Origin of the sequence: Pseudomonas sp. WS 5412 (assembly GCF_012985615.1) — a bacterium.
GTDB lineage: Bacteria > Pseudomonadota > Gammaproteobacteria > Pseudomonadales > Pseudomonadaceae > Aquipseudomonas > Aquipseudomonas shahriarae.
In genome coordinates this window covers 1-15,526 of the sequence record NZ_JAARMB010000014.1, presented here as the reverse complement: position 1 = coordinate 15,526, position 15,526 = coordinate 1, and the positions used below count along the sequence as shown (strand labels likewise).

The 15,526-nt window shown below is 60.0% G+C and carries 15 protein-coding genes; 12 read left to right on the top strand and 3 right to left on the bottom strand.

The genetic code is table 11. From position 1 onward, the window contains the following. Positions 1-44 precede the first annotated feature (44 nt). The 3 genes from HBR94_RS18295 to HBR94_RS18285 are packed head-to-tail and all read left to right on the top strand — an operon-like array spanning position 45 to position 2,724. The gene (locus HBR94_RS18295; protein WP_170045324.1) at positions 45-923 is read left to right on the top strand and encodes an ABC transporter substrate-binding protein; all 879 of its coding nucleotides are present in this window, start codon (positions 45-47) and stop codon (positions 921-923) included. Further along, positions 920-1,957, top strand: a complete 1,038-nt coding sequence (locus HBR94_RS18290) for an iron ABC transporter permease (protein WP_057440154.1) — start codon at positions 920-922, stop codon at positions 1,955-1,957. Before HBR94_RS18295 ends, HBR94_RS18290 begins: the two co-directional genes overlap by 4 nt. Further along, positions 1,957-2,724: a heme ABC transporter ATP-binding protein gene (locus HBR94_RS18285; RefSeq protein ID WP_057440153.1), complete on the top strand. Its 768-nt coding sequence runs from the start codon at positions 1,957-1,959 to the stop codon at positions 2,722-2,724. Before HBR94_RS18290 ends, HBR94_RS18285 begins: the two co-directional genes overlap by 1 nt. A gap of 270 nt (positions 2,725-2,994) precedes the next feature. Here the strand turns inward: HBR94_RS18285 and HBR94_RS18280 are convergent, their stop codons facing one another. The 3 genes from HBR94_RS18280 to HBR94_RS18270 form a co-directional block, all read right to left on the bottom strand. After that, positions 2,995-3,267, bottom strand: a complete 273-nt coding sequence (locus tag HBR94_RS18280) for a TfoX/Sxy family protein (RefSeq protein ID WP_057440152.1) — start codon at positions 3,265-3,267, stop codon at positions 2,995-2,997. Positions 3,268-3,468: 201 nt separating this feature from the next. After that, a complete protein-coding gene (locus HBR94_RS18275; protein WP_057960641.1) occupies positions 3,469-3,813 on the bottom strand; it encodes a pentapeptide repeat-containing protein in 345 nt (114 codons plus the stop codon). Between the two features lie 91 nt (positions 3,814-3,904). Next, positions 3,905-5,461 (bottom strand): bifunctional aminoglycoside phosphotransferase/ATP-binding protein, encoded by a 1,557-nt coding sequence (locus HBR94_RS18270; protein WP_169961059.1) that lies wholly within the window; start codon positions 5,459-5,461, stop codon positions 3,905-3,907. Between the two features lie 117 nt (positions 5,462-5,578). Here HBR94_RS18270 and mrcB point away from each other — a divergent pair, with 117 nt between their 5' ends. The 9 genes from mrcB to msrQ all read left to right on the top strand — a co-directional run bounded on the left by mrcB (position 5,579) and on the right by msrQ (position 15,392). Continuing rightward, positions 5,579-7,903: a penicillin-binding protein 1B gene (gene mrcB / locus HBR94_RS18265; RefSeq protein WP_057444144.1), complete on the top strand. Its 2,325-nt coding sequence runs from the start codon at positions 5,579-5,581 to the stop codon at positions 7,901-7,903. 16 nt (positions 7,904-7,919) lie between these two features. Next, complete coding sequence (locus tag HBR94_RS18260; RefSeq protein ID WP_057440150.1) at positions 7,920-8,651, top strand: tetratricopeptide repeat protein; 732 nt, start codon at positions 7,920-7,922, stop codon at positions 8,649-8,651. Beyond that, complete coding sequence (locus tag HBR94_RS18255) at positions 8,651-8,980, top strand: YqcC family protein (protein WP_057960637.1); 330 nt, start codon at positions 8,651-8,653, stop codon at positions 8,978-8,980. The genes HBR94_RS18260 and HBR94_RS18255 overlap by 1 nt, the downstream gene beginning before the upstream one ends. A 431-nt stretch (positions 8,981-9,411) precedes the next feature. After that, a complete protein-coding gene (locus HBR94_RS18250) occupies positions 9,412-11,136 on the top strand; it encodes an acetolactate synthase 3 large subunit (RefSeq protein ID WP_057960672.1) in 1,725 nt (574 codons plus the stop codon). 2 nt (positions 11,137-11,138) lie between these two features. Next, positions 11,139-11,630 carry an acetolactate synthase small subunit gene (gene ilvN, locus HBR94_RS18245; RefSeq protein WP_003176102.1) on the top strand — a complete coding sequence of 164 codons (492 nt, stop codon included), beginning with the start codon at positions 11,139-11,141 and terminating at the stop codon, positions 11,628-11,630. Between the two features lie 47 nt (positions 11,631-11,677). Further along, complete coding sequence (gene ilvC, locus HBR94_RS18240; RefSeq protein WP_003194132.1) at positions 11,678-12,694, top strand: ketol-acid reductoisomerase; 1,017 nt, start codon at positions 11,678-11,680, stop codon at positions 12,692-12,694. Positions 12,695-12,837: 143 nt separating this feature from the next. Further along, positions 12,838-13,695, top strand: a complete 858-nt coding sequence (pssA, locus tag HBR94_RS18235; protein ID WP_029298897.1) for a CDP-diacylglycerol--serine O-phosphatidyltransferase — start codon at positions 12,838-12,840, stop codon at positions 13,693-13,695. 63 nt (positions 13,696-13,758) lie between these two features. Beyond that, a complete protein-coding gene (gene msrP / locus HBR94_RS18230; protein ID WP_057960636.1) occupies positions 13,759-14,772 on the top strand; it encodes a protein-methionine-sulfoxide reductase catalytic subunit MsrP in 1,014 nt (337 codons plus the stop codon). Then, positions 14,772-15,392: a protein-methionine-sulfoxide reductase heme-binding subunit MsrQ gene (gene msrQ, locus HBR94_RS18225; protein WP_115127394.1), complete on the top strand. Its 621-nt coding sequence runs from the start codon at positions 14,772-14,774 to the stop codon at positions 15,390-15,392. The genes msrP and msrQ overlap by 1 nt, the downstream gene beginning before the upstream one ends. The last annotated feature ends 134 nt before the right edge of the window (positions 15,393-15,526 follow it).

Sequence of the window (15,526 nt, the reverse complement as noted above, 5' to 3'; positions counted from 1 at the left end):
GACGGTCGCATGACTGGCTCCACCCCCTGGAAGGAAACCCTTTTATGCGCCTGAGTACCAGCGCTATTGCGCTTGTTGTCGGACTGCTGGTTAACCACGTGGCGCAAGCCGCTGAACCGCCACAACGCTGGGTCAGCGCCGGCGGGGCGTTGTCGGAGTGGGTGGTGGCCCTGGGGGGCGAGTCAAAGCTGGTGGGCGTCGACACCACTAGCCAGCACCCACAATCGCTCAAGGCATTACCCAGTATCGGTTACCAGCGCCAGCTGTCGGCCGAAGGGATCTTGAGCCTGCGCCCGCAAATCCTGGTGGGCACTGAGGAAATGGGACCGCCCCCGGTGCTGGCGCAGATTCGCAATGCCGGGGTGCAAGTGGAGCTGTTCTCCGCACAGCCGGACCTGTCGACCCTGCAAGGCAACCTGCAACATTTGGGCGCGTTGCTGGGGGCTGAAGATCGGGCCATGGCACTGTTCAGTACGTATCAACAGCAACTAAACCTGCAAAAAAACGCCGTGACCCAGGCGCAAACCCGGCAAAAGGCCCCAGGCGTGCTGTTGGTGCTCGGGCATGCTGGCGGCAAGCCATTGATCGCCGGCAAGGACACCGCCGCCGATTGGGTACTGCAACAAGCCGGTGGGCGCAATCTGGCGACGCACACCGGGTACAAGCCGTTTTCGGTGGAGTCCCTGGCGGGGCTGAGCCCTGAAGTGCTGGTGTTCTCCGACCGTGCCCTGAGTGGCGAGGCGGCCCGCGCAGCCTTGTTCAAGGAAAATCCGATTCTGGCGAACACCTCGGCGGCCAAGACCGGTCGGGTCGTTGAGTTGGACCCCACCTTGTTGGTCGGGGGCCTGGGCCCGCGGTTGCCGGCCAGCCTGCAAGCCTTGTCCGCCGGGTTCTACCCCGCTAAAACCCAAGCCGCCCCATGACCACTCTGGTTAAACCACGCGCCCTGTTTATAGGCCTGAGCCTGTTGTGTGTATTGGCGATCTGGCTGTCCTTGGCTTTGGGGCCGGTCAGCCTGCCGTTGCTCGACACATTGCGCGCCGCGTTACGCTTGCTTGGCGTGCCCCTGGAGGCTCAGGGGTTGGAGCAGGCGGAGTTGATTCTGGGGCAGATCCGTTTGCCGCGCACCTTGTTGGGGTTGGCGGTCGGCGGGGTGCTGGCGCTGTCGGGGGTGGCCATGCAGGGGTTGTTTCGCAACCCCTTGGCCGACCCGGGGCTGGTTGGTGTGTCCAGTGGCGCCGCGCTCGGGGCGGCGGTGGCTATCGTCGGCGGCGCGGCCTTTGGTGGCCTGCCGGATGCGGTGGGGCCGTATCTGCTGTCGCTGTGTGCATTCCTCGGTGGCTTGGGCGTGACGGCGCTGGTCTATCGCCTGGGGCGGCGTGATGGCCAGACCAATGTCGCAACCATGCTGTTGGCCGGTATCGCCCTGACCGCCCTGGCGGCCTCGGCGGTGGGGCTGTTCACTTACCTGGCGGATGACGCCACCTTGCGCACCCTGACGTTCTGGAACCTCGGCAGCCTCAATGGCGCCAGTTACTCGCGGCTGTGGCCGTTGCTGCTGGTCAGTGCCGGGGTGGCGCTATGGCTGCCGCGCCGGGCCAAGGCGCTCAATGCCTTGCTCCTCGGGGAGTCGGAAGCCAGTCATCTGGGGATCAATGTCGAAGGGCTCAAACGTGAGCTGGTGTTTTGCACGGCCCTGGGGGTTGGCGCAGCAGTCGCCGCTGCCGGACTGATCGGTTTTGTCGGGCTGGTGGTGCCGCATCTGGTGCGCCTGCTGGCGGGGCCGGATCATCGCGTGCTGCTGCCGGCCTCGGTGCTGGCGGGGGCGAGCCTGTTGTTATTCGCCGACCTGGTGGCCCGCCTGGCCCTGGCGCCCGCTGAGTTGCCCATTGGCATTGTTACCGCCTTTATTGGCGCGCCGTTTTTTCTTTACCTGCTGTTGCGAGGGCGCGCCTGATGCTGCGAGTGGAAAACCTGCAGATCCGCCGCGGTCGCAAAACCGTATTGACCGACGTGACCCTGGACCTGAAGCCCAGTGAAGTCCTGGGTGTGCTCGGCCCCAATGGCGCCGGCAAAAGTACGTTGCTGGGCGCGTTGTGCGCGCAGTTGCAGGCGGATGAAGGCCAGGTCTGGCTGGATGACCGCGAACTCAAGGATTGGCAGGGTGCGCAACGGGCCCAGCGGCTGGCGGTGCTGCCCCAGGTGTCGACCCTGGATTTCGCGTTTCGCGTCGAGGAAGTGGTGGGCATGGGACGACTGCCCCATCAGACCGGTCGGGCGCGCGACGCTGAAATCATCGACGCCGCCTTGCAGGCCGCTGACGTGAGCCACTTGAGCGGGCGCAGTTACCTGGCCTTGTCTGGCGGCGAGCGCCAGCGTGTGCACCTGGCGCGAGTGCTGGCGCAGCTCTGGCCGGGCGAGGCGGGGCAGACATTATTGCTGGACGAACCGACGTCGATGCTCGACCCGCTGCACCAGCACACCACCTTACAGGCGATCCGCAGCTTTGCTGATCGTGGCGCGGCTGTGCTGGTGATCCTCCACGACCTGAACCTGGCGGCGCGCTACTGTGACCGCATTCTGCTGCTGGAAAACGGCCGCCCCCATGCCCTGGGTACGCCGGCGCAGGTATTGCGCCCGGAATTGCTCAAGGCCGTGTTTGGCCTGGATGTTCTGGTGCAGCCCCATCCTGAACTAGGTCATCCATTGGTCATTGCCCGCTGAGGTTCGTCGTGGCTGCAGCGATGTGCCGGGTTCATAAAACCCGGGCAAAAAAAGACCCGGCAAGAGCCGGGTCAAATAACCGTGATTAGCCTGATGAGGAGATAAACTGAGAGTCCGAACCAAGGGTCTTTCAGTTATCGGCTGATCTCGCGACCAGTTGTGATAATCATAACGATTCTCATTTGAGAGTCAACATTTGTTTTTGCGCCCAGGGCGCCTTTCCTCAAACGCATGTTTGAAATTCCCGTAAACCCTGGGTTCTGGACTGTTTCAGTTCTTGTTGCGTACCGACAAAACTTCCAATTGGCGATTCAAGGCTTCCTTGCGCTCAGTTGGAATATCGTTCCAATGCACATCCATCAATGCGCCTTCGATGGCATACAGCAGGACTTTGGACGCCCGAAAGCCACGACTGCGTACCGCGCGATAGGCGTCCACGGCGCCCAGGCGACGCAGGTCTGAAGCGCTATGGATGCCCACCGCATGCAGCCATTGCGCAGAGGTCTTGCCAAGGTTTTTCAGGTGTTGCAGCTCATCGTTCATTAAGCCTCCTTGCGACGGCCGAATGGTTCGGTGGGTATCGTGACCAGGCAAGCCTGAAAGGAGTGTAGCGCTCAGTAGGAAAAGCGTAGTTCTTTGCTCAGAAACGATGTAAACGCTTCTAAGGCTGGCGCTGGATTATTGACGGCGAGTGGCGCAAGCCCCCAGCCCGCGTTGCGCGTAGCTGGGGATAAGGGCGTGTTGTCAGCGGGTGCGGTAACGCAGGCGAGTGCCGAAATTGACTGACATCAGGATCTCGTCAGCGCTCAGCTCAGGCGGGAAGTAAGTGCCCGAAATCTGCGCATGGGCCAGGCTGGCGCCTTCCAGCGCGCAAGCGCGCAGGTCCAGGCCACGCAAATCGGCCGAACGGAAATAGGCGTCGGTAAAATCCACGCCCTCGGCATCCAGGTGGCGCAGGTCGAGCCCGCGGAAGTCCCCGCCACGCATATCAATGGGGCCATCCTTGGGGCGTTCCTGATTGAAGCCATGGATGTCATCTTTATGCAGCAGCGCGTAGAGCGGGGTATCAAGCAACTTCGGCTGGCCCATGGCGGCATCTCCTGTTGGATTTATGGCGCCATTATAGTGCCACTATTGCTGGCTGTGAGCTGTTAACTGCTTCACAGCCAGGAAATATTTCTTACAGCCCTGGCAGGTGTTGACGAACATGGGCAACCAACGCGTCCAGCGTCCCGCTTTCATTGGTCTCGACCCGCTTGCTCAGCAGCAGTTCCTCGGCGCTCAGAGGATCGCGGCTGGCTTGCTGCTGCTCAATGACCTCCAGGGTGGCGTCAGAAGGATCGTTTTTATCTGCCTGACGTTTCGCCAGCCAGTTGGCGATTACTGCCTGTGGTGCATTGCAATCGAGGATCAGGAAGGGCGCGCCAGTGGCCTCTGCGACTTTGGCGGCGGCGTCGCGTTGTTCACGCTTGAGGTAGGTGGCGTCCAGGACCACCGGGAAGCCCGCGCGCAGCACGGTTTCGGCGAGGGTATGCAGGCGGGCGTAGGTCGCTGCGCTGGCATCCGAGGCATAGATCCCGGCTTGTGGGGTGTTCTCCACTTGCTGCTCGCCAAACAGGCGCTTGCGTTCTACATCGGAGCGCAGGCGTATGGCACCGAGCGCGTCGACCAGGCGCATTGCCACATGGCTTTTGCCGGTGGCCGACACACCGTGGGTAATTGCCAGGAAGCGTGAAGGGATGGTGCTGTAGCTTTCGGCCAGGTTGGCGTAGTTACGGTATTGGCGCAGGGTGGTCGCACGCTCTACAGGCGTTGCTTCGGACGGCATGCTGAACAGGGCGACCTTGGCCCGCACCAGGGCACGGTAGGCCTTATAGAAATTCAGCAGTTCGAGGCTCTGGTAATCGCCAGTCAGTTCCAGATACTGGCTGATAAAGCGTCGGGCCAGGGACTTGAGGCCACGGTCTTCCAGGTCCATGGCCAGGAAGCCAGTGTCGGCACACACGTCGGTGAAGCGGAACGGCTCGTTGAACTCGATGCAGTCGAAGATCACCACGTGATCGTCGATCATCGTTGCGTTGCCCAGGTGAATGTCGCCGTGGCACTCGCGGATAAAGCCATTGAGCTTGCGTTGCTCCAGCAGTGGCTTGAGGCGTTCGAAGCTGCTCTGGGCCCAGGCTTGCAGTGCTTGCAGTTGGGCCAGGTCGGCCTTGTCGCTGAGAAACGGGCGGATCTGCTCGAAGTTCTGCTGTACAGGTGCCATCACCTCGTCCGGCGTGCCGGCCGGGTGCGCCTCGGGAACCTTGGGCGCGTTCAAGTGGAACTGCGCAATCTGGCTGGCCATTTCGTCGATGTGGCTGCTGGTCAGCTCGCCATTGGCCTGCAAGGTGCTCAGCAGTTGGCTTTGCGGGAACTGGCGCATTTTCAGCACATATTCGATGGCCGGACCTTCGCCGCCCAGTTGCGGGGCTTCAACGCTGCCGGTGATCGGTAACACTTCAAGATACAAATCTTGTGTCAGGCGCTGGTTGAGGCGCAGTTCCTCGTTGCAGAAGTGGGAGCGGGCGTCCAACTGGGTAAAGTCGAGGAAGCCGAAGTTCACCGGTTTCTTGATCTTGTAGGCGTAGGGGCCAGTGAGCAGAACCCAGGAAATATGGGTTTCGATGACTTGAAACGCTTCGACCGGATGAGGAAACAGGGCCGGGTTTTGCAGGGCGGCAATCAGGGGCTGGCTCACGGGCGATCCTTCGGAGTCTGGGAAAATAATGGAGCGCATTATGGCCGCTCAAGTCGGTCATGCAAACCGCCGTCCGGTTCATGTTGATCATCAATAAAATGCGTATAATCCGCCGCCATGACTCGTACCCGATCTCCCCGTTCCCGTAAAAAACCTCCTCCCCGCAGCCTGCGCCCCTGGCTGGGCTGGGCGATCAAGCTCGGCCTGGTTGGCCTGGTGGCACTCGCAGGCGTCGCGGTGTACCTCGATGCCGTGGTCCAGGAGAAGTTCTCTGGCAAGCGTTGGACCATCCCGGCGAAGGTCTACGCTCGCCCGCTGGAGCTGTTTACCGGCCAGAAGCTGAGCAAGGAAGACTTTCTCACCGAACTCGATGCGCTGGGCTACCGGCGCGAAGCCGTGGCCAACGGTCCGGGGGCGGCGGCGGTCAGCGGCAATACCGTGGACTTGAACACCCGGGGCTTCCAGTTCTATGAAGGCCTGGAAAAGGCCCAGCCGGTGCGTGTGCGTTTCTCCGGGGATTACGTGGCCGAGCTTTCCGCACTCAACGGCGGCAAGCTGCCGGTGGTGCGCCTTGAGCCATTGCTGATCGGCGGGATTTACCCGAAGAACCTTGAAGATCGCATCCTGATCAAGATTGATCAGGTCCCGCCGTATCTGTTGGAAACCCTGGTCGCGGTTGAAGACCGGGATTTCTACAGCCACTGGGGCGTATCGCCCAAGTCCATCGCCCGCGCCATCTGGGTCAACACCTCGGGTGGCCGCATGACCCAGGGTGGCAGTACGCTGACGCAACAATTGGTCAAGAATTTCTACCTGACCAGTGAGCGCAGCCTGACCCGTAAACTCACTGAAGCCATGATGGCGATGTTGCTGGAGCTGCATTACAGCAAGCAGGAGATCCTGGAGGCCTACCTCAACGAGGTGTTCGTCGGCCAGGATGGCCAGCGCGCCGTGCATGGTTTCGGCCTGGCCAGTCAGTTCTTCTTCGGCCAGCCATTGTCCGAGCTCAAGCTGCATCAGGTGGCGTTGCTGGTGGGCATGGTCAAGGGGCCGTCCTATTACAACCCGCGCCGCAACCCGGAGCGGGCTCTGGAGCGTCGTAACCTGGTCCTCGACGTGCTGGAACAGCAGGGCGTGGCCACCGCAGAACAGGTCGCCGCCGCGAAGAAGATGCCCCTGGGTGTCACTACCCGTGGCAAGTTGGCCGACAGTTCATTCCCCGGCTTTATCGACCTGGTCAAGCGCCAGTTGCGCGAAGACTATCGCGACGAGGACTTGACCGAAGAAGGCCTGCGGATCTTCACCAGTTTCGACCCGATCCTGCAGATGAAGGCCGAAGCTTCGGTCAGCGATACCTTCAAGCGCCTGGCCGGGCGCAAGGGTTCGGATGAGGTTGAGGCGGCCATGGTGGTGACCAATCCGGAAACCGGTGAAGTCCAGGCCATGATCGGCAGCCGCCAGGCCAGTTTTGCCGGCTTCAACCGTGCCCTGGATGCCGTGCGACCGATTGGCTCGCTGATCAAGCCGGCGGTGTACCTCACGGCGCTGGAAAAACCGAGCAAGTACACCCTGACCAGTTGGTTGTCCGACGAAGCGTTTTCGGTCAAGGGCGCCGATGGCCAGGTGTGGAAGCCGCAGAACTATGACCGTCGCTCCCACGGTACGGTGTTCCTGTACCAGGGCCTGGCACATTCCTACAACCTGTCCACGGCGCGGCTGGGCCTGGAGCTGGGGGTGCCGAACGTCCTCAAGACCCTGGCGCGCCTGGGCGTGAGTCGCGAGTTCCCGGCGTTCCCTTCGATGTTGCTGGGGGCGGGGGGCTTGAGCCCGATGGAAGTGGCGACCATGTACCAGACCCTGGCCAACGGTGGTTTCAATACACCGATGCGCGGGATCCGCAGTGTGCTCACGGCGGAAGGCGAGCCGCTCAAGCGCTACCCGTTCCAGATCGAGCAGCGCTTTGATCCGGCCTCCATCTACCTGATCCAGAACGCCATGCAGCGGGTCATGCGCGAAGGGACCGGGCGCTCGGTGTACAGCTCACTGCCGGGCAACCTGACGCTGGCCGGCAAGACCGGCACCAGTAACGATTCCCGGGACAGTTGGTTCGCCGGTTTCAGCCAGGACCTGCTCGCGGTGGTGTGGCTGGGGCGCGATGACAATGGCAAGACACCCTTCACGGGGGCGACCGGCGCCTTGCAGGTCTGGACCAGTTTTATGCGCAAGGCCGACCCGCTGCCACTGAACATGCCGCAACCCGACAACATCGTGCAGGCCTGGATCGACCCCCATACCGGGCAGGGCTCCGATGCCAACTGTCCGGGCGCGGTGCAGATGCCGTATATTCGCGGCAGTGAACCGCCAGCCGGCGCTCCATGTGGCACAGGTGTGCCCACGGATGCCGATTCGGTGATGGATTGGGTCAAGGGCTGGATGAATTAAGCAAAGAGGATTTCAAGTGAACAAGTGGTTGATTCCGGCTATTACAACGTTAGCTTTGCTCAGTGGTTGCTCCAGCGTGCAGCGCGGGTCCATCCCGGTGGTGGATTCCGGCACGGCCGTGTCCAACAATGACCGGATCTCGGCCAACGGCGGCTTCCGCCAGACCGTGACCACGCGTCCAAACCCTGCCACAACCCAGGCTGTACCCCAGGATTCCGGAGTGGTGGTAATGGTTCCGGGGGGCGGCGCTACTACGTCTGCGCCGATCAGCTCGGCGCCATGGACACCGGGCCCGATCACACCTGGGCCGTCGAACTCCGCGCCGATTGATACCGCGCCGATCAACCAGGGCACCTACAACATGCCCTCGACCCCGAGCGGGATTCCTTCGGCCAACGCCGGCGGCCTGTCCGCCGACGAGCAGTTGGACGGTCCGGTCCTGGCCTTGCTCACCACTGCGCAGCAACAGCAGGCCGGTGGCGACTTGAACGGTGCATCCTCCAGCCTCGAGCGCGCCCAGCGTGTTGCGCCACGTGAACCGCAGGTGCTCTACCGCCTGGCGCAAGTGCGCATGGCCCAGGGGGATGCGCCACAAGCCGAACAGTTCGCCCGTCGTGGCCTGACCATGGCTAACGGTCGTCCTGACCTGCAGGCCAGTCTGTGGGCCCTGATTGGCGACGCGCGCGCTGCGCAAGGTGATGCTGCCGGTGCTGCCCAGGCTCGGCAGAAGGCCAAGGTCAGTCTCTGATGGATCCTCGTTTTCCGGCAATTGCCGAGCAGTTATTGCTGATTGAGCGCGAATTGCGCCTGGCGGGCTGGTGGGATGAAGTGTCCCCCAGTGCCGAGGCGCTGAGCAGCGTCGAGCCGTTTTCGGTTGATACCCTGGATTTTCATCAGTGGTTGCAGTGGATCTTCCTGGGTCGCATGAAACAGATCCTCGAGCAGGACCTGCCGTTGCCCAATGCCTCGGGCATTCTGGAGATGGCCGAGATGGTCTACGCCGATCGTCTTCAAGAGAGCCTCGGCCTACGGTCGGCGCTGAAAAAGTTCGACCAACTGATCGTCGGCGCTCGTTAATTGCCTGACTGCCGGGTTTTCCGGCAGTCTTGCGCACATTTCTACCGCTTGACGACATTCAGGCGAGTTTTATCCCTCCTCAAAGCCCTTTCTTCTACGTTCACATGCGCTTAGTTGGAAAAAAGCGCAATTATTGCTTGACTTGAAGGGGCTGAAACAGAAGAATCCAAAGTCCGCTGTATCGGGACTGCCAGAAGCAGGCCCGCTCAGCAGATCATGAGGCGCACATCCGCGCCGACCTGTTACACCCGCAACGCGTTACCTCGCGCTGGGTGGGAAAAGCCCGCAACACTTGGGACGATCCCAATACTTGCTCAGTCAGTGCTGACGTAGTCGGCGACCACCGTCGCTCATGCTCTGTTGAGAAGTAAACCTATTAAGACCCGTCGGTTTTCAACGGACGGTATTCTGGCGTTTTAGAGGTGAACAACGTGGAGCTTTTATCTGGCGGTGAGATGCTCGTCCGCTTTTTGCGTGACGAAGGCGTCGACTATATCTACGGGTACCCAGGTGGTGCTCTGCTGCATGTCTACGACGCACTGTTCAAGGAACCGGCTGTCAACCACATCCTGGTTCGCCATGAGCAGGCCGCGACCCATATGGCTGACGGTTATGCCCGTGCCACCGGCAAAGCCGGCGTGGTACTGGTAACGTCCGGCCCAGGCGCAACCAATGCCATTACTGGCATCGCGACTGCGTATATGGACTCTATTCCGATGGTGATCATTTCCGGCCAGGTGGCGAGCACCATGGTGGGCACTGATGCATTCCAGGAAACCGACATGATCGGTATTTCCCGGCCGATCGTGAAACACAGTTTCATGATCAAGCACGCCTCGGAAATCCCGGAAATCATGAAAAAGGCCTTCTACCTCGCGCAATCCGGTCGCCCGGGTCCTGTGGTGGTCGATATCCCGAAAGACATGACCAACCCGGCGGAAAAATTCGAATACGTTTTCCCGAAGAAAGCCAAGCTGCGTTCCTACAGCCCGGCCGTTCGTGGGCACTCGGGGCAAATCCGCAAGGCGGCAGAAATGCTCCTGGCGGCCAAGCGTCCAGTGCTGTACTCGGGTGGCGGCGTGATCCTGGGCGGTGGTTCCGCACCTTTGACCGAACTGGCCAAGATGCTCAACCTGCCGGTGACCAACACCTTGATGGGCCTCGGTGCCTTCCCGGGTTCGGATCGTCAGTTCGTCGGCATGCTCGGCATGCACGGCAGCTACACGGCCAACCTGACCATGCACCATGCCGATGTGATCCTGGCCGTGGGTGCACGGTTCGATGACCGGGTGATCAACGGCGCGAGCAAGTTCTGCCCGAATGCCAAGATCATCCACATCGACATCGACCCGGCGTCCATCTCCAAGACCATCAAGGCCGACGTGCCGATTGTTGGTCCTGTGGAGAGCGTATTGACCGAAATGGTCGCCGCGCTCAAGGACATTGGCGAAACTCCGAACAAGGAGTCGGTCGCCAGCTGGTGGAAGCAGATCGACGAATGGCGCGGTGATCGCGGCCTGTTCCCTTACGACAAGGGCGACGGCAGCATCATCAAGCCACAGACCGTGATCGAAACCCTGTGTGAAGTGACCAAGGGCGACGCCTTTGTGACCTCGGACGTGGGCCAGCACCAGATGTTTGCCGCGCAGTACTACAAGTTCGACAAGCCTAACCGCTGGATCAACTCCGGTGGCCTGGGCACGATGGGCTTCGGTTTTCCGGCTGCCATGGGTGTGAAGTTGAGCTTCCCGGACACTGACGTGGCCTGCGTCACCGGTGAAGGCAGCATCCAGATGAACATCCAGGAGCTGTCGACCTGCCTGCAATATGGTTTGCCGGTGAAGATCGTCTGCCTGAACAACGGTGTGTTGGGCATGGTTCGCCAATGGCAGGACATGAGCTACAACAGTCGCCACTCCCATTCCTACATGGAATCGCTGCCAGATTTCGTCAAGTTGGTTGAAGCCTATGGCCATGTCGGCATGCGCATCACCGATTTGAAGGATCTCAAGCCGAAGATGGAAGAGGCGTTCGCCATGAAGGATCGTCTGGTGTTTATCGACATCCAGGTCGACACCAGCGAGCACGTCTACCCGATGCAGATCAAAGACGGCTCTATGCGCGACATGTGGCTGAACAAGACGGAGCGGACCTAATCATGCGGCACATTATCTCCCTGCTTCTGGAGAACGAACCGGGCGCTCTGTCTCGTGTGGTCGGCCTGTTTTCGCAGCGCAACTACAACATCGAAAGCCTGACGGTGGCCCCGACCGAAGACCCGACCCTGTCGCGCCTGACGTTGACCACTGTAGGCCATGATGAAGTGATCGAGCAGATCACCAAGAACCTCAACAAGCTGATCGAAGTGGTCAAGCTGGTCGATTTGTCGGAAAGTGCCCACATCGAGCGCGAGCTGATGCTGGTTAAGGTCAAGGCCACGGGCGCCCAGCGTGCCGAGATCAAGCGGACTACCGATATTTATCGTGGGCAGATCGTCGATGTGAGCGCCAGCGTTTATACCGTTCAACTGACCGGTACCAGCGACAAGCTGGACAGCTTCATCCAGTCGATCGGGACGGCCTCGATTCTGGAAACCGTACGCAGTGGCGTCACCGGGATTGCCCGTGGCGACAAAGTACTCAGCATCTAACCCAAATTAGCGAATGGCCTTACGGCCTGGATATATAGAGGAACCTCATGAAAGTTTATTACGATAAAGATTGTGACCTGTCGATCATCCAGGGCAAGAAAGTCGCCATCATCGGTTACGGCTCCCAGGGCCACGCCCAGGCGTGCAACCTGAAAGACTCCGGCGTCGACGTCACTGTCGGCCTGCGTAAAGGCTCGGCTACCGTTGCCAAGGCTGAAGCCCACGGCCTGAAAGTCACTGACGTGGCTTCTGCTGTTGCGGCTGCCGACCTGGTCATGATCCTGACCCCGGACGAGTTCCAGTCCTCGCTGTACAAGAACGAAATCGAGCCGAACATCAAGAAAGGCGCCACCCTGGCCTTCTCCCACGGCTTCGCGATCCACTACAACCAGGTCGTGCCGCGTGCTGACCTCGACGTGATCATGATCGCGCCGAAAGCACCGGGCCACACCGTGCGTTCCGAGTTCGTCAAAGGCGGTGGTATCCCTGACCTGATCGCGATCTACCAGGACGCTTCGGGCAACGCCAAGAACGTTGCACTGTCCTACGCTGCTGGCGTCGGTGGCGGTCGTACCGGCATCATCGAAACCACCTTCAAGGACGAGACCGAAACCGACCTGTTCGGCGAGCAAGCCGTTCTGTGTGGCGGTACCGTTGAGCTGGTAAAAGCCGGTTTCGAAACCCTGGTTGAAGCTGGCTACGCGCCAGAAATGGCCTACTTCGAGTGCCTGCACGAACTGAAGCTGATCGTTGACCTCATGTACGAAGGCGGTATCGCCAACATGAACTACTCGATCTCCAACAACGCTGAGTACGGCGAGTACGTGACAGGTCCGGAAGTGATCAACGCCGAATCCCGTCAGGCCATGCGCAACGCCCTGAAACGTATTCAGGACGGCGAGTACGCCAAAATGTTCATCAGCGAAGGTGCAACCGGCTACCCTTCGATGACCGCCAAGCGTCGTAACAACGCTGCTCACGGTATCGAAGTCATCGGCGAGCAACTGCGCTCCATGATGCCGTGGATCGGTGCCAACAAGATCGTCGACAAAGCCAAAAACTAAGTCGGATGCATCAAGGGAAAACGCGGCCTAGGCCGCGTTTTTTCGTTTGCGGGCCGGTTCTGGTATAAAGCTGCATCGTTTGCGGGCGAACACTCGCCGCAAGTGTCTGTCGAATTTTTTCACACCGTTGCAAGGTAAAGTCCATGAGCGAACGTCCCGAAGAGCCAAACCAGGCCTCTGACGCCGAAAGCCTGCTACCGATCGATGAGCATGTCGAAGAAGGGCATGACGCGGAAGGCCGCAAGGTCCGGCATCGTGGCATCTATCTTCTGCCCAACCTGTTCACCACGGCGAACCTGTTTGCCGGTTTCTACTCCATCATCAATTCCATGAGTGCCCAGAGTGCGCTGGCGGCAGGTGATGCGGCGAGTGCCAGCAAATACTTCGGTTTTGCTGCCATCGCGATCTTTGTGGCCATGGTCCTTGACGGCCTGGATGGCCGCGTAGCGCGCATGACCAATACGCAAAGTGCCTTCGGTGCCGAATACGACTCGCTGTCGGACATGGTTGCCTTTGGTGTCGCACCTGCGCTGTTGGCGTTTGCCTGGGCCCTGGGTGATATGGGCAAGGTCGGCTGGATGGTTGCCTTCATCTACGTGGCTGGTGCTGCACTGCGCCTGGCGCGTTTCAATACCCAGGTGGGGACTGCCGACAAGCGTTACTTCATTGGCCTTGCCAGTCCTGCTGCGGCAGGTGTGGTGGCGGGTATTGTCTGGGCGTTCAGTGACTACGGTATCCAGGGGTCGAAGATGTCGTTCCTGGTGGCCTTGATGGTTGCGGCGGCCGGCATGCTGATGGTCAGCAATATCAAGTACAACAGCTTCAAGGAGTTCGACCTGAAGGGGCGGGTGCCTTTCGTGGCGATTCTGGTGGTGGTGCTGGTTTTCGCAGTGGTCTTCAGCGATCCGCCGCGGATTCTGTTGCTGGCGTTCCTGGTGTATGCGGCTTCGGGTCCGGTTCAGTACCTGTTGCATCTGCGCCGGGACAAAACATTGCCTTAATGTAATTTCCCCCATACTCCGCAGTCTATTGGTGCATCAGTTCTCCAATGCTGCGGAGTTGCCATGTTAATCAAGTTGCCTAAAGCGTCCGATTGTCACGAATCGGATGTCACCCCGGAATCCCTCTATTTCTCCCGCCGCAGTTTGCTCGGTGGTGCGCTTGCCGGTATTGCTGCCAGCAGCCTGCCGCGTTGGGCGAGTGCAGCTGATACCGCGCGTTATGCCGATGTCGAGCCGGGCAAGGCTCCCGGCTGGTTTGCCGAGAAGCTGCCAGGCACCCAATGGCAGGCGGTGACGGTCAAAGACGAAGCCATCACCCCGTTCAAAGATGCGACCCACTACAACAACTTCTATGAGTTCGGTACCGACAAGGGCGACCCTGCGGCGAATGCTGGTTCCCTCAAGACGGAGCCGTGGAGCGTCGTGATTGATGGTGAGGTCGCCAAGCCTGGGCGTTATGCCTTGGAGGACTTCATGAAACCGTATCAGCTGGAGGAGCGGATCTACCGTCTACGCTGTGTCGAGGCGTGGTCGATGGTCATTCCCTGGATCGGCTTCCCCATATCGGCCTTGCTTAAACAGGTCGAACCCACTTCCAAGGCCAAGTACATCCGCTTTGAAACTCTGCAGGATCCCAAGAGCATGCCGGGCCAGCGTTCGAGTTTCGGCCTGATCGACTGGCCTTATATAGAAGGGTTGCGTCTGGATGAAGCGATGAACCCTTTGGCAATCCTTGCAGTGGGCATGTATGGCCGTGAACTGCCCAACCAGAATGGCGCGCCGCTGCGGCTGGTGGTGCCGTGGAAGTACGGTTTCAAGAGTGTGAAGTCCATCGTGCGGATCAGTCTGGTGAGTGAGCAGCCGAAAACCACCTGGCAGAGCATTGCGGCGGATGAGTATGGGTTTTATGCAAATGTGAACCCCACGGTCGATCATCCTCGCTGGACTCAGGCGCGGGAGCGCCGTCTGCCTAGCGGCTTGTTCAGCCCGAATGTGCGCGAGACGCAGATGTTCAATGGCTACTCGGATGAGGTCGCTTCTCTTTATACGGGTCTTGATCTGCGGAAGAACTACTGATGCGCTACCCCCTCTGGCGCCTTGGCGTCTTTATAGCTGCGGCAGTGTGGCCGTTGTACTGGTTGTATGAGGCCTGGAGTCTTACCTTGGGGCCTGATCCCGGCAAAGTGCTGGTTGATCGGCTGGGGCTGGGAACGCTGATCTTGCTGCTGGTCACGCTTGCGATGACGCCTCTGCAAAAATTGAGCGGTTGGGCGGGGTGGATCGCTGTGCGCCGGCAGTTGGGGTTGTGGTGTTTTGCTTATGTGGTGCTGCACCTTGCGGCTTATTGTGTATTTATCCTTGGGTTGGATTGGTCGCAGTTGGGCGTCGAGCTGCGCAAACGCCCCTACATTATTGTGGGAGCGTTGGCGTTCCTGTGCTTGCTGGCGTTGGCGGTGACATCCAATCGCTATAGCCAGCGTCGATTGGGTGCCCGTTGGAAGAAGTTGCATCGCCTGGTGTATGTGATTCTGGGGCTTGGTTTGTTGCATATGCTGTGGATCGTGCGTGCCGACCTGAAGGAGTGGGCTATCTATGCTTCTATAGGGGCGCTGCTTTTGGTCCTGCGGATTCCACCGGTTATGCGCCGAATTCCCCGCCTTATTGCTAAAAAAGCACCTTCTGCAACAAAAGCGTAATTAACGCTTGACGGCAGATTCTGGAAGTCTATAATTCGCCCCACTTCCGGCGCAGTCGAAACGGAAAACTCCTTGGTAAACAAAGAGTTACGCAGAATTCGACAGCGAGTTGCTTCAGTTCATCGAAGCCCAGA

Coding starts and splice junctions, on each gene's coding strand:
- HBR94_RS18295 (WP_170045324.1), top strand. CDS start 45: ATGCGCCTGAGTACCAGCGCTATTGCGCTTGTTGTCGGACTGCTGGTT.
- HBR94_RS18290 (WP_057440154.1), top strand. CDS start 920: ATGACCACTCTGGTTAAACCACGCGCCCTGTTTATAGGCCTGAGCCTG.
- HBR94_RS18285 (WP_057440153.1), top strand. CDS start 1,957: ATGCTGCGAGTGGAAAACCTGCAGATCCGCCGCGGTCGCAAAACCGTA.
- HBR94_RS18280 (WP_057440152.1), bottom strand. CDS start 3,267: ATGAACGATGAGCTGCAACACCTGAAAAACCTTGGCAAGACCTCTGCG.
- HBR94_RS18275 (WP_057960641.1), bottom strand. CDS start 3,813: ATGGGCCAGCCGAAGTTGCTTGATACCCCGCTCTACGCGCTGCTGCAT.
- mrcB (WP_057444144.1), top strand. CDS start 5,579: ATGACTCGTACCCGATCTCCCCGTTCCCGTAAAAAACCTCCTCCCCGC.
- HBR94_RS18255 (WP_057960637.1), top strand. CDS start 8,651: ATGGATCCTCGTTTTCCGGCAATTGCCGAGCAGTTATTGCTGATTGAG.
- ilvN (WP_003176102.1), top strand. CDS start 11,139: ATGCGGCACATTATCTCCCTGCTTCTGGAGAACGAACCGGGCGCTCTG.
- ilvC (WP_003194132.1), top strand. CDS start 11,678: ATGAAAGTTTATTACGATAAAGATTGTGACCTGTCGATCATCCAGGGC.
- pssA (WP_029298897.1), top strand. CDS start 12,838: ATGAGCGAACGTCCCGAAGAGCCAAACCAGGCCTCTGACGCCGAAAGC.
- msrP (WP_057960636.1), top strand. CDS start 13,759: ATGTTAATCAAGTTGCCTAAAGCGTCCGATTGTCACGAATCGGATGTC.
- msrQ (WP_115127394.1), top strand. CDS start 14,772: ATGCGCTACCCCCTCTGGCGCCTTGGCGTCTTTATAGCTGCGGCAGTG.